Here is a 10,716-nt window from a genome sequence, read left to right on the forward strand (position 1 = left end):
CGTGCGCCGTGAGCCATCCACGCCGCGACGGCACATTGGCGGATTTTAAGTTATTTCCAGTTTTACATGTATAATCGCAACCATGCGATACTTCCGTCCCCGTCTCGCGCGCGCCGCCGCGCTGCTCTCGGTGTTCACTCCGCTGCTGGCCTGTGGGCCGGACGGGAGCGCGCCGCCCTCCCCTGACGTGCTGCCCGGACAGGCGCGAGCGTTGGCGACGACGGGCCACCAGGCGTTCCGGGTGATGACGTACAACGTGCGCGGTCCCCTGGACACGGGCGTGCGCGCGTGGCCCAACCGCAAGGCGGCGGTCCTCCAGCGCATCCTCGCGAACAACGCGGACATCGTCGGCGTGCAGGAGGCCCAGGCGCCCTCGGGCGGACCCAGCATCCCCGCGGACCTCATCGCGGGGCTGACGGGCGCGGACAAGCCCTACGGCGTCTACAACCCGGGCGGTGGCAGCCCGAAGCTCATCTTCTTCAAGAAGAGCCGCTTCGGGATCGCCCCGGAGGTTGGCCAGGGCAACGAGGCGCTCGTGAACCCCTACGCCTCCAGCGATACGTGCTTCAGCCACGCGGAGGGCAAGAAGATTGCCTGGGTGGGCTTGCGCGACCTGGCCTCCGGCCAGGTGTACTTCGTGGCCAACACGCACTTCGCCTACGCGGCGGCGTGCTCACTGGGACGGCTCAAGGAAGCCGAGCAGATGGCGTCGTTCCTGGCCACGAAGCCCGGGGGCCTGCCGGTCATCGCCATGGGGGACTTCAACTCCGACGCGCAGGGCCAGTCCACGCCGGGGGAGACGACCCTCGCGGACTTGGAGAGCGGGGCCCGGCTGTTCCGCACCGCGCGCTTCGACGGCGTGACGGGCGTGGATGACGCCACGTTCAACAACGCGTGGAGCGGCTCCACGTCCACGAAGTACCAGCGGCTGGACTACATCTTCCACAACGGGGGCGCGCTCACCTCGTCCGCGCCCGCCATCGACCGGACGGAGAGCGGCGGCCTCACGCCGTCGGACCACTACCCGGTGCTCGCCACCATTCGCCCGTCCATCTTCACGGCGGGCTCCACCCTCTCCCCGACACCCAGCGGCACGTCCACCAGCACGCAGCTGTTCTTCGCGGACGTCACCGGTGACGGCTGCGCGGACCGCATCACCTGGAACCATGCGGTGGGCGAAGGCGAGACGTGGGTGGCGAAGTCGAAGTGCGACGGCGGCTTCGCCCCGGCGGTGAAGAACACGGGCGCGACGAGCGGTGTCGCCACCACGCGCTTCTTCTTCGCGGACGTCACCGGCGACGGGTGCGCGGACAAGGTCCTGTGGCGGCCCAACCTGGGGGACGGCGAGGTGCGCATCTACCCCGCGAAGTGCGACGGCACCTTCGGCGACCGCGTGGCCGTCACCCAGGCGGCGAGCACCAGCGACGCCACGCGCTTCTTCTTCGCGGACATCACCGGCGACGGGTGCGCGGACCTGGTGCGCTGGAATCCCACGCAGAAGTCCGGCGCCTTCGACACCTTCGTGTCGAAGTGCAACGGCACGGTGTCCTTCGGCGCCGCGGTGACGAGCACGACGGGAGCGAACACGAGCGCTGGCACCCGCGTTTCCTTCGCTGACGTGGACGGCGACGGCAAGGCGGACCGCATCCTCTGGAATCCGGCTCAGGAAGGGGGCCGCACGCGCGTGTACCGCTCCACCGGCGCAGGGGCGTTCGCGCTGTTCTTCCTGCACGAGTCAGGCACCAGCGGCGTGGACACGTCCCGCTTCTACTTCGCGGACGTGGACGGCGACGGCAAGGCGGACAAGGTCTTCTGGCGGCCCGGCTTCCGCGAGGGCCGGATGCAGATCTACCCGAGCACCGGCGCCAACTTCGCGGGCAGCCCGGTGATGGACAACACGGGCTTCAGCAACTCGGAGAACACGGACTTCTTCTTCGCGGACATCGACGGCCGGGACGGCGCGGACAAGGTGTACTGGAACCCCGGCAACTACGACGGCGACACCAAGGTGTTCCGCGCGCTGGCGCCGTAACGCCAGCACGCGGAAAGGGCATGAAGCGCGCGGTGCTGACCGGAGCGGAGAGCATCGAGCACGGCGACGCGGGCACGCCGGAGGTCTGGAAGCTGATGGCCCAGCGGGGCGTGTTCCTGTGCCCCACGCTGGCGGCGGGCGTGCCCCTGTGCGTGGGTGGGGACTCGGGCGTCTTCGCGCACGGGGAGAACGCGCGCGAGCTGGAGCTGCTGGTGGCCAGCGGGGTGACGCCCGCGCAGGCGCTCCAGGCGGCCACCTCCGGCAACGCGCGGATGCTGCACTGGGAGGACCGCGTCGGGCAGGTGAAGGCCGGGCTCTTCGCGGACCTCGTCGCCGTGGAGGGCGATCCCACGCAGGACATCCGCGCCGTGCGCAAGGTGCGGTGGGTGATGAAGGGCGGCACCCTGTACCCGCGCTGAAGCGGCGCTCAACGCCTCGCACGGAGGACGCGGCCGAGCAGGACGTCCGCGAGCCCCGCCAGCAGCAGCACCGGCGCGGCCAGCACCGCGCCGAACCAGGCCAGCGCGTAGAGGACTCCGAAGCCCATGCTCCAGGGACCGCCCACGACGGTCCCGGACAGCACGCCCACGGACTCACGGCCTCCGCCCAGGTGCAGCGCCAGGAAGAGCGCGCCGAGGCCCAGCGCGGCAAGGACAAACGGGTGTCGCATCATCGGTGCGCCTCCAGGTACGGCGCCCGCGCGAGGCGCCAGAGAGGTCCTTCGACGAGCGCGTACAGCAGCACCGCGTCCGCGAGCGGATTGCCCGCCGCGAAGCGCGCGCCGGTGTCGTCGTGCACCGGGAAGGCCGCGAAGTGGAGGCTCGTGAGCAGCCCGTCCAGCGCCGCTTCGTCGTCGAACGCCGCCGCCCCCACGAGCGCGAGCCCGCTGGAGCCCGCGTTCGCGTTCACCCACGGAATCGTGGGGCCGGAGTCGAGGTCCTGCACCGCCTCCGCCGCCTCTGGCCACTCCCCTGCCCACGCGAAGCCCAGCGCCTGTCCCAGGAGCGCGGCGCGGGCCCGCTGGTACTGGTCGCTCGCGAAGTCCACGTCCACCACCTGGAGCATGTGCGCCGCGAGCCACAGCGTGGAGCCCTCCGGCCCGTCCTTCGTCACGCCGTCGTAGGTGAAGCTGGACACGAGCAGGCCGGTCCAACTGTCGGACAGGTTCTCCCGCGCGGAGGCCACCCACCGGCGCAGGAGCGCGCGATGGTCCCGCCCGTCCACCCGGTCCGACAGGCGCAGCGCCGCGAGCGCCACCGTGTTGCAGAAGGTCCAGCCCTCGTCCGGATAGCTCTCCGCCGCGAGCACCGGCGCGCGCTCCAGCTGTCCGGCGATGAGGTCCACACGCTCGCGAAGGAGCGGCGTGTAGTCCGCGCGTGCCTCCACCATCTGGCGCGCGGCGAGCATCAACGCCAGCTCGCCGTCCACGAAGAGGCTGCGCCCTGCCGGGTCCTTGAAGGGGCCCGCGTGCACGTAGGGCAGGAAGAAGGCCTCGTGCGCCCGCCGTTCGTCTCGCAGCGTCCGGGCGATGAGCACGTCCACGACGGCCAGGTGCTCCGCCCTTCGCGCGGGCTCCGACAGCGCGAGGTTCGCGAACGACAGCACGGAGAAGGTGCGAACCATCAGGTCCCACTCCGGGTTCGTGTGGTGGAGCACGTCGCGCTCCGCGCTCGACTCCTGGAGCGAGAACGCGCGTTGGCGGAGGGCCAGCGCCGCCGTCAGCGCTTCCCGGTCGCGAGGCCGGAACAGGAGGTGGAGCGCTGGCAGCCACACCGCCACGGCCAGCACCAGCAGCACGAGTTTGCGTCGCATGCGCGGCAGTCTCCGTCGCGGGCGGGGCCGCGGCGTGGCGCCTCGGGCCGGACGGTCGGCCCCGAGCATTGAACGGTCGCGGTCCCGTCCGGAACGCGCTACCCCCTGGAAATGTCCCAACGTCCCGGGCTCCCGTGTCTGATGAAGCAAATGCACGGACACACCTGGACATGGGGCGCGGTGGGGATGTTCCTCCTGGGGCTGGGGGCGCTCGCGCCTCCCTCCGCGGAGGCGTGCGTCGCGCCCAACTGCCTCGTCGACGTCCGCTTCCCGCTCCCCGAGGACGGCGGCACGGTTCCCTCGAACGTCCCCGGGCTGGTGGTGGTGCCGCCGCTCCTGGAGAACACGGACGTCTCCACGCTCCGGCTGCTCCAGTCGGATGGCACGCCGGTGCCCTTCACGCTGGCGAGTGGCGAACGGAGGACGCAGGTCGTGGTCCCGAAGGCGCCGCTCGTGCCGGGCACGCAGTACCGCATCGAGGCGAAGGGCCTCTGCCAGTACCGGGACACGCAGACGCAGTCCGCGACCTTCACCGCGGGCCCGGAGCTGCCCCTGCCCACGACCCTGGGCACGCTGAGCGTGGACACACCGAGCCAGGGGGTGTTCCCCGTGTTCGGAGACTCGAACTGCGGAAGCCCGCAGGAAGGCGAGGCCACCACGCTGCGCTTCACCCCGTCACCGGAGCTGGTGCCGTTCCTGCCCTGGGTGCACTGGGCGGTGGAGGTGGACGGGCAGCCCTGGTCGTTCGCCAATCACCACGGGTTGACCTCGACGGGCGAGGACAACCCGGACAGCCACAAGTACGAGTACAGGCGGCAGCTGCTGTCCCTCTACACGGTCTGCCAGGCGTACAACCCGCCGCCGCCCGACATGGGCCTCACGCCTGGACGTCATCAGGCCACGCTCCAGGGAACGCTGGAGCACGCGGACCTCACGCTGCCACCGCTGAGCGTGGACTTCGAGCTCCGCTGCCCCACGCGGTGCATGGCCGCGGGCTGCGCCGACGGGGGCACGGGCGTTGTCGGAGACCCCGTGGACGAGGATCCCCTCCAGAGCCCGTCCAAGAACGGCTGCACCCAGGCCGGAGGGGGCCTGACGCTGCTGGGGCTCCTCGCCACGCTGCGGCTCTTGCGCGGCCGCAAGGCCCGGGATTGAGCCCCGGAGGCCGGGAGCGCCGACCTCCGGGGCCGGTGCTCCGGTCTCGGGTGGCTCAGGGCACCGGCGGCGGGGGAGCCGTGAAGCTCACGACGGTGCCACCCTCGCCCGCGGCCACGATGCGGGTGGGTGAAGGGCCATCCAGCGAGGACAGCGGGGTTCCCCCTGGATACGCGGTGGTCCACGCAGCTCCGTCGTAGAACAGGATCCTCCCCTCACTGGTGGCGACGTAGATGCCCTTCTCACTGAAGGCAAGGACGCCCCGGATGCCGGCCTTCGTGGTTCCATTGGATTCGTAGACGGTAGGCAGCGGGGTCCAGGCGCCTCCACTCCTCTTGAGGACCAGTCCATTCTCGCCTGCCGCGTAGGCGAAGCGGCCATCCGTGACATGGACGCCCCTGAGCTGTCCGTCGAAGGCTCCACCCTGGAGGTCCGGCTGCCACGAGGCGCTTGCCGTGTCATAACGGTAGGCAACTGCCTTGTTACTGCCATCCCCGCCCACGGCCAGCAAGGTGTCCTCGGACCCGGCGCTCGAGACCGCACGAAGGTTGTCGGGAACAGTGCCGAACTCAGTCAGATCCACGCTGAGATTGTTGTAGGGCTCTTTCCATTTGAAGGTCTTGCCCTGGTTCGAGACCACATAGACCGTGGGTTCTGTGGGCTGCGCGATACCTGTGATGCCATACAGCGTCGTCTGAGCGTTTGAGCCGGGCGCGGTGGGAGTGTAACACTCCAGATCGGAGGTGCCGGGGCCCCGGGTCGTCATCCGCCCTGCCTCCCCGACGGCGAAGACGCGCCCGCTCGCGGACGCCCACACCGCCTTCCATTTCCCCTTGCAGGAAGGTTTCGTAAACGGCGTCGTCTCGCCGGTCGTGCTGTCGAAATGGACGAGCTTGTCCGTACCGACCAGCCACGCCTTCCGCCCCTCGTCGTAAAGGGCGATGGCCGTCACGTCCGCATTTCCTCCAACGCCCGCTTGCGTCGTCCAAGCGAGGGTGTCACACCCCTCGTCCACGGCATTGGAGCAGTTGTTGTCCAGCCGGTCGCAGAGCTCCGGCAGCCCGGGCCGGACGTAGACGGAGCTCTCATCGCAGTCCTCGGATTGGGTCACAGCGCCAACCACGGGGGCCTCACAGCCCAGCCCCACGTCCTGGCCCTTGGAACCGTCGCCGTCGCCGTCCACGTACCAGGCCACCGGATTCTCAGTCGGGAGTCGAGCACAGGACGTCTGGCTCGGCGTGGAAGCACACGCGACCTTGCCCGAGCACTTGAGCTCATCCTTGCAATCATCGCCGACGTCGAAATCCTCGTCGTTCATGCCATTGCAGTTGTCATCCTTGTCATCGCAGCGGAACTCCGCCCGATCCGGGTGGACCTGCCCATCGCCGTCGTTGCAGTCCCCCCCTCTGTTCACGGCCCCGGCAGGCTGGGTGCAGGCCTCCACCTGGGAGCTTCCGTAGGAGTCCCCGTCCGCATCCACGAACCAGACCTTCTTGTCGTTCGCGTCCGACTCCCCGAGGGCGCAGTTGTCATCCTTCCCGTTGCACACCTCCGTGGCGCTGGGGTTCACTTGGGTGTCCCCGTCATTGCAGTCAGTGCCGCTGACGACGCCTGCCGCGTCGGCGCTGCTGAAGTAGCCGTCCCCATCCCCATCGATGGCCCTCACGGTGAAGGTCACGTCCTGCGCGCCTTCCTCGGGAACCTGAGCCTTCATCTCTTGCGGGTCGCCCACCACGGGGCCATCACAGTCGACCTCGTGCAGCTGCGTCGTCACGCTCAGCACGCGGCCCCAGTCCTTCTTCCGGTACACCGCCACCGACACGGTGCCCGGCGTCTTGCCGGGGATCGCCACGTCGAGGCGGTTCGTGTTCCCCGCGTTGTCCGCGTCCGTGGCCGTCACCGTGACGCATCCGCGCGTGAAGCCGCTGTAGTCGATGGTGACGTTCAGCGCTCCGGCCTTCGAGTCGTCCTTCTTGCACCCCGCCAACACGGAGGCACACAGCACTGCCATCAGGATTACACGCATGGGACGGCATTTTCGGACGCGCCCCGGACCCGGGCAAGGCGCATCGGAGAGAAACCACACCTACACGCTCCCCAACGTGCGGAAGGCGTGTTTCAAGCCCGGTGCCACGGCGGGCGCCATCTTCCCGTCACACAAGAAGTCGAGTCTCGCGGCGTCGTGCGCAGGGACCTTCGCGAGGATGCGCGCACCTGACGCGCGAAGGGTGCAGGCAAGCAACGGCTCGCGGTGGCGCGAGCGCGTGCTGGAGCTCGAGCGCGCCGGAGTGGACCTGCCGCGCCCGCGGTGCGGCCCGCGGCTCGGGGCGAGAGAACACTTCAGCCGGGAGGTGCGGCCCGGGGACGTGACGCGCGTCACCCGGCCCGCTATGTCCGAGGCCGCGTGAGCACGCCCCTCCTCACCCTGCTGGCCCTCCTGGGCTTCGCCGCGAACTCGCTGCTGTGCCGTGCTGCCCTCTCGGGTGGCGCGGCGCGAAGCATCGACGCGGGTTCGTTCACGCTGGTGCGGCTTGCGTCGGGGGCGCTGGTGCTCGCGCTGCTGCTGCGGCTCCGGCGGGGCGGCCGCGGTGCGACAGGGCATGGGAGCTGGGCCTCGGCGCTCGCGCTCTTCGTGTATGCGGCCGGCTTCAGCTTCGCGTACGTGCGCATCGGGGCGGGCGTGGGCGCCCTGCTGCTCTTCGGCTGTGTGCAGCTCACCATGCTCGCGGCAGGGCTCGCGCGCGGGGAGCGTCCGCGCGCGCTCGAGTGGGCGGGGCTCGCGGTGGCGCTCGCGGGGCTCGCGGGGCTCACGCTCCCTGGAGCGAGCGCGCCGGATGCGCTCGGCGCGGGGCTCATGGCCGCGGCGGGCGTGGCGTGGGGCATCTACAGCCTGCGGGGACGTGGGAGCACGGACCCGCTCGCGGCGACGGCCGGCAACTTCGTGCGCGGCGTGCCGCTGGCCCTGGCACTCGTGATGTTCGCCCGCGCCCTGGACGCGGCCCCACACCTGTCGCCGAAGGGGCTGCTGCTCGCGGTCACGTCAGGCGCGCTCGCCTCCGGCGTGGGCTACAGCCTCTGGTACGCAGCGCTGCCCCACCTGAGCAGCGCGCGCGCGGCGGTGGTGCAGCTGTGCGTCCCGGTCATCGCGGCGGTGGGCGCGGTGCTGCTGCTCGGAGAGCCCCTCACCCAGCGGCTGCTCCTGGGTGGCACCGCGCTGCTGGCGGGCGTTCTGCTGAGCCTGCGTGCGAAGCAGCGCCCCGTGACGGCGAAACCCTGACACGCCGCGGACAGCGACAAGGGCCCGGCGCTCCGCTCCGCAATCCCAGACGTCAAGACCGCTCCGAGCGTAGCTTTTCAATGACATCGCGGGTTTCCAGACAAACCTTGACCAACCCTTTCATTCGCAGTTGCATCAACGCCTCACCAGCGAAAAGGAGCGTCACATGTTGCTTCGTGGGTTCGCGATGTTCGCCGTCGTCTCCATCTTCGGAATGGGCTGTGGTGGCGCGGAAGGGACGGACGGCGCCGAGGGCGGTGTGCAGCCCGGTCAGAGCTCCGCCGAGCTCGTGAGCAGCTGTGAGACGCTCCAGACCCGCCGCTGTTCTCCGGGGGCCATCACGGGCTGCCAGTGGGCCAATGGCACCTTTGGCGAGTGCTTCTGTCAGGAGATCCCCGCCAACAAGTGGGTCTGCTTGTGAAATAGGGTCACTCGATGGATGGCGGCTCGGGCTCCAGGAGGTGCGGGGGCTCCGACTGCCCTTCGTCCCGGAGCCTGAGCGCGCGGTCGATGCGCGCGGCGGCGCTGATGAGGCCGAGGTGGCTGAAGGCCTGTGGGAAGTTCCCCAACTGCTCGCGCGTCAGCGGGTGGATCTCCTCCGCCAGCAGCCCCAGGTGGTTCGACGCCTCCGCGTGCGCGACGAAGACGTCCTCGGCCTCCTGGATGCGATTGGCCAGCGCCAGCGCCTCCGCCAGCCAGAAGCCACAGAGGATGAAGCCTCCCTCCGGCCCCGCTACCCCGTCATCCATCCGGTACCGGCGCAGGAACGGGCCCGCGCCCAGCTCCGCGCGCAGCCAGTCGAGCGTCCTCAGGATGAGCGGCTCCGTCCCCCGGAAGCAGCCCACGATGGGCAGCTGCAGCAGCGCGGCGTCCGGCTCGTTCCCTCCGTAGACTCCGACGAAGTGCTTGCGCGCCGGATCCACGCCGTTGCGCAGGATGTCCGCCCGGATGACGTCCGCCAGGGCGGCACTGGACTGCTCCAGCGCCGTCTCCCCGAAGAGCCGTGCCAGGTGCTGCCCCCGGCGCAGGGCCAGCCACCCCATGAGCTTCGAGTGGACGTTGTGCCGCATCTCCCGGCGCGGCTCCCAGATGCCGTGGTCGGGCTCGCGCCAGCGGCGGGCGGTGGTCTGGATGACCGAACGGAGCAGCCTCCAGGTGCGCAGCGGCAGCCGCCCGCCGGAGCGCTCGTAGAGGTACGCCGCGTCGAGCAGCGCGCCCGCGGTGTCGAACTGGAACTGGTCCCTCGCGTCGTTGCCCAGCCGCACCGGACGCGAGCCCTGGAAGCCGGACAGGTGGCCCAGCTCCCGCTCCGGCGGCACGCAGGCACCGTCCAGCGAATACATCACCTGAAGCGTTTCACCGCGCTGCAACGTGTCGCGCACGAAGTAGAAGAACTCGCGCGACTCATGCTGGAAGCCGAGGAGGTTGGTGGCGCGCACCGCCATCGCGGAGTCGCGGACCCAGCTGAAGCGGTAGTCCCAGTTGCGAGGCCCTCCAATCCACTCGGGGAGAGAGGTGGTGGGCGCGGCCACCATCGCGCCCGTGGGGCCGTACATCAGCAGCTTCAGCGCCAGCGCGGAGCGCAGCACGTGGTGCCGCCACGGCCCTTCGTAGTGCAGCTGTTGCGCCCACTCGCGCCAGGCCTGGCGCGTATCCCGCAGGTGGTCGAAGGGCCGGTACGCGGCCAGCGGCTCCGGCCGGTCGGAGCCCCATGACAGGATCATCCAGCGCCGCTCGCCCGGCCCCATCCGGATGCGCGTCTGGAGGCCCGTGTCTCCCCGGCAGGGTTGGCCGCGTAGCGCCTCGCAGGGCCGCCACTCCGCCTCCCCGCTGAGCACGGCGACCAGCCGCTCCCCTCCCGACCCTCGGGCGACCAGGCCGTGCTCCTCCCGCTCCACCCGCGTCCGCGACGCCCCGTAACCGAAGCGCGGGTCGAAGACGATGTTCAGCTCCACCGGGCCTTCCAGACACTCGATGCGCCGGTGCACCTCGTGGACGGTGGAGCGCGGGTCGTTGGTCCACGGCATGTAGTCGATGATGCGGATGGCCCCTTTGCGCTCGAAGCGGAACAGCGTCTCCAGGACGTTGGTGTCCGGGTCGTAGCGCTGCAGGCTCTCGAAGGGCCACACGACGGGGGTGATGCCGGTGATGCCGCCCTTCGCGTCATCGAGGATGCCCGCGAAGACGCTCGGGCTGTCGAAGCGGGGGAAGCAGAGCCAGTCGATGACACCGTCCGGCCGGACGAGCGCGCAGGAGCATCCATCACCAATCACCCCACGGGCGGCCAGGGAGATCTCCCGGTAGGACGCCGGGTTGGTGAACCGGAAGGGGCGGGCCATCCGCCTGGCGGCGCTGTAGAGGTCCATGAGCAGGCGTGTCGCGGGGCAGGAGCGCGACCTCCCGCCCTCAAAGTAGCGACCCCCGCGGGACGGCCCCACCC

The 10,716-nt window shown here is 70.3% G+C and carries 9 protein-coding genes; 5 read left to right on the top strand and 4 right to left on the bottom strand.

Going from position 1 to position 10,716, the window contains the following annotated elements; translation table 11 throughout:
• Window positions 1-82 precede the first annotated feature (82 nt).
• Both D7W82_RS15270 and D7W82_RS15275 read left to right on the top strand, forming a co-directional pair.
• Window positions 83-2,032 (top strand): FG-GAP-like repeat-containing protein, encoded by a 1,950-nt coding sequence (locus D7W82_RS15270; protein ID WP_120619061.1) that lies wholly within the window; start codon window positions 83-85, stop codon window positions 2,030-2,032.
• A 20-nt stretch (window positions 2,033-2,052) separates the two neighbouring features.
• The gene (locus tag D7W82_RS15275) at window positions 2,053-2,451 is read left to right on the top strand and encodes an amidohydrolase family protein (RefSeq protein WP_120619062.1); all 399 of its coding nucleotides are present in this window, start codon (window positions 2,053-2,055) and stop codon (window positions 2,449-2,451) included.
• Window positions 2,452-2,459: 8 nt separating this feature from the next.
• On the opposite strand, the gene D7W82_RS15280 is transcribed toward D7W82_RS15275, so the two are convergent.
• Together D7W82_RS15280 and D7W82_RS15285 are read right to left on the bottom strand one after the other, a co-directional pair.
• Window positions 2,460-2,705, bottom strand: coding sequence for a hypothetical protein (locus D7W82_RS15280; RefSeq protein WP_120619063.1), 246 nt, complete (start codon window positions 2,703-2,705; stop codon window positions 2,460-2,462).
• Window positions 2,702-3,844 (bottom strand): hypothetical protein, encoded by a 1,143-nt coding sequence (locus tag D7W82_RS15285; protein WP_120619064.1) that lies wholly within the window; start codon window positions 3,842-3,844, stop codon window positions 2,702-2,704. The genes D7W82_RS15280 and D7W82_RS15285 overlap by 4 nt, the downstream gene beginning before the upstream one ends.
• 150 nt (window positions 3,845-3,994) lie before the next feature.
• On the opposite strand from D7W82_RS15285, the gene D7W82_RS15290 reads away from it, so the two are divergent.
• Entirely contained in the window at window positions 3,995-4,999 is a 1,005-nt protein-coding gene (locus D7W82_RS15290) for a hypothetical protein (protein WP_120619069.1), read from the top strand.
• 55 nt (window positions 5,000-5,054) lie between these two features.
• On the opposite strand, the gene D7W82_RS15295 is transcribed toward D7W82_RS15290, so the two are convergent.
• Window positions 5,055-7,025, bottom strand: a complete 1,971-nt coding sequence (locus D7W82_RS15295; protein ID WP_120619065.1) for a putative metal-binding motif-containing protein — start codon at window positions 7,023-7,025, stop codon at window positions 5,055-5,057.
• A gap of 378 nt (window positions 7,026-7,403) precedes the next feature.
• Here D7W82_RS15295 and D7W82_RS15300 point away from each other — a divergent pair, with 378 nt between their 5' ends.
• Both D7W82_RS15300 and D7W82_RS15305 read left to right on the top strand, forming a co-directional pair.
• Window positions 7,404-8,276 carry a DMT family transporter gene (locus D7W82_RS15300; RefSeq protein WP_120619066.1) on the top strand — a complete coding sequence of 291 codons (873 nt, stop codon included), beginning with the start codon at window positions 7,404-7,406 and terminating at the stop codon, window positions 8,274-8,276.
• A 166-nt stretch (window positions 8,277-8,442) separates the two neighbouring features.
• Window positions 8,443-8,697 (top strand): hypothetical protein, encoded by a 255-nt coding sequence (locus D7W82_RS15305; protein WP_120619067.1) that lies wholly within the window; start codon window positions 8,443-8,445, stop codon window positions 8,695-8,697.
• Between the two features lie 7 nt (window positions 8,698-8,704).
• Here D7W82_RS15305 and D7W82_RS15310 read toward each other — a convergent pair.
• On the bottom strand, window positions 8,705-10,716 hold a 2,012-nt coding region (locus D7W82_RS15310; RefSeq protein ID WP_233587588.1), incomplete at its 5' end, for a glycoside hydrolase family 15 protein.

Origin of the sequence: Corallococcus sp. CA049B (genome assembly GCF_003611685.1) — a bacterium.
In the GTDB taxonomy this organism is placed as follows: domain Bacteria; phylum Myxococcota; class Myxococcia; order Myxococcales; family Myxococcaceae; genus Corallococcus; species Corallococcus coralloides.